Raw genomic sequence first — 1,659 nt, 5'->3', positions numbered from 1 at the left:
GGTCGGCGCAGGAGGCGATCATGTCGGCCAGCTCGGACCTTTCCTCGAACATGGCCACGATGAGGAGCAGGGCCGAGGCCGGGGTGGCCGCCGTGGCCCAGATCTGGAGGGGATGAAAGAGGAAGTCCTTGCGCAAGAGGGGCAGGCCCGGGTCGGTCATGCGTTCCAGAAAGGAAAGGGAGCCCTGGAAATAGGTCTCCTCGGTAAGCACGGACAAGGCCGAGGCCCCGCCAGCGGCGTAGGCCGAAGCGACGTCCTCGGGCCGAAGCCCCGGGTTTATGGGACCCTGAGAGGGGGAGGCAGGCTTGTACTCGGCGATGACCGCTCCAGGTCCGTGGCGTTCCAGGGCCTCGGCCAGGGAAGGCCTCGTTCCGGCAAAGGGGGGCGGGATGAGTCGGTCTCGCGCTTGTTCTTCGAGGCGGTCGATTTCGGCCCGCTTGGCCGTTTTGAAGCGCTCAAGCATGATCGAGTTCCTTTCGGAGTCCCCGGGCCACGGTTTCCCAGGCCAGGGCCACGGATTCCTCCAAAGTCATGGACGGCTCCAGGAGATGGATGGCCAGTCCGAGATTAAGGGTGACCATGGAGGCCATGCCGGCAGCTCCTTGACCGGACAGGAGTTTTTTGAGGGCCGCCACGGCGGTCTCCTTGGTGGGGCACTCCAGGTCCTCGGGGCAGGCCTCGGGCAGTCCGAACGTCTTTGGGTGAATTCGATCCCGACGGGTTTGGCCGTCTTCGACAAAGACGATGGACGACTCGCCGCAGGGGCTGAGTTCGTCGTAACCCCCGGCCCCGTGGACCACGGCGGCCCGTTTGAGACCCTGAGCGGCCAGGACTTCGGCCATCATGGGGGCGAAGCGCATGTCGGGAACCCCCAGGATCTGGTGGGTGGGCCGGGCCGGATTTAGAAGCGGTCCCATGAGGTTGAAGAGGGTTCTGATTCCCAGGGCCTTGCGGATGGGGGCCACGTGTCTGAAGGCAGGATGGAAATGGGGGGCAAAGAGAAAGGCAAAATTGCGTTTTTTGAGCTCTTCGGCCGCCTCGGCCGGGGTGGTGGTCATGGGCAGCCCCAGAGCCTCGATGGCGTCGGCGCTGCCGCAGGCGCTGGATACGGCCCGGTTTCCGTGCTTGACCACGGCGTAGCCCATGTCGGCCAGGAAGAGGGCCACGGCCGTGGAGCAGTTGAAGCTGTTGCGGCAGTCCCCTCCGGTTCCACAGGTGTCGATACGGTCGCCGGTGAGTCCGGTGACTAGAACGGCCTGGCCCAGCGCAGCCTCCACGGCAGCCGAGAGTTCCTCGGAGGTCTCCCCCCGGGCACGGAGGCCCAGGAGCAGCGCCCCGCTCTGGGCCTCGGTCAGGCGACCGGTGAGCATGGCCTCGAAGGCCTCGCGGACCAGATCCTGGGAGAGGGACCGGTTTTCGACGATGGCTTCGAGTATCGGGCGGACGGTGTACATGATCTGTTCCTCATGGTTTGCACAGGGCGGTAAAGTTGTGGACGATGGCCGGACCGTCCGGGCTCAAGACCGATTCCGGATGGAACTGGACTCCGAACCAGGGGCGATCCGAAAACTCAAGGGCCATGACCTCGTCCCGGTCGGTGCGGGCCGTGATCCGAAAGGGAGTGTCCGGGCCGGGACAAACCAGCAGGGAATGATACCT

At 65.2% G+C, this 1,659-nt stretch carries 3 protein-coding genes; all 3 read right to left on the bottom strand.

The window, feature by feature from the left end:
• A partial coding sequence (locus EOM25_14715) for an indole-3-glycerol-phosphate synthase (protein ID NCC26429.1) occupies window positions 1-463 on the bottom strand: 463 nt, incomplete at its 3' end.
• The gene (trpD, locus tag EOM25_14710; protein ID NCC26428.1) at window positions 456-1,454 is read right to left on the bottom strand and encodes an anthranilate phosphoribosyltransferase; all 999 of its coding nucleotides are present in this window, start codon (window positions 1,452-1,454) and stop codon (window positions 456-458) included. The genes EOM25_14715 and trpD, both read right to left, overlap by 8 nt.
• A gap of 10 nt (window positions 1,455-1,464) precedes the next feature.
• A partial coding sequence (locus tag EOM25_14705; protein NCC26427.1) for an aminodeoxychorismate/anthranilate synthase component II occupies window positions 1,465-1,659 on the bottom strand: 195 nt, incomplete at its 5' end.

The sequence above is a fragment of the Deltaproteobacteria bacterium genome, from assembly GCA_009929795.1.
In the GTDB taxonomy this organism is placed as follows: Bacteria; Desulfobacterota; Desulfovibrionia; order Desulfovibrionales; family Desulfomicrobiaceae; genus RZZR01.
This window is presented reverse-complemented; position numbering and strand designations above follow the sequence as displayed.